Raw genomic sequence first — 392 nt, forward strand, 5'->3', positions numbered from 1 at the left:
CGCCGCAGGGAACCTGGGGTGCGCACAGCACGGTTTTGACCCCGGGTTCGGCCAGGTCGTCCAGCGACGAGACGCCGGCGGGGTTCGCGGCGGGCACCGCGATCTGCAGCACGTTGGTGGCAAAGACCGCCGGCGGGCCCTCGTTCAGTCCGTGGCCGGCAACCAGGTCCATGGTCGCCTGGTCGGCCGTCGCGAAAACGTCCGCCGGGGCCCCGGCCAGGATCTGGGCGGCGAGGTCGGAAGAACCCCCGCTGTTCAGGCGCACGTCCACGCCGGGGTGGCCGGCCTCGAACTCGTCGGCCAGCCCGGAGAAGACGGAGTGCAACGACGCCGCCGCGAAAACGGTCACCGTGCCCTCGGGCCCGGAACCGTCCGACCGGCCGGCCGCGCCC

The 392-nt window shown here is 73.7% G+C and carries 1 protein-coding gene; it reads right to left on the reverse strand.

Going from position 1 to position 392, the window contains the following annotated elements; translation table 11 throughout:
• A partial coding sequence (locus tag AC5RUJ_RS18610) for an extracellular solute-binding protein (protein WP_494156558.1) occupies window positions 1-392 on the reverse strand: 392 nt, incomplete at both ends.

The organism is Arthrobacter sp. Y3223164, from assembly GCF_059091005.1.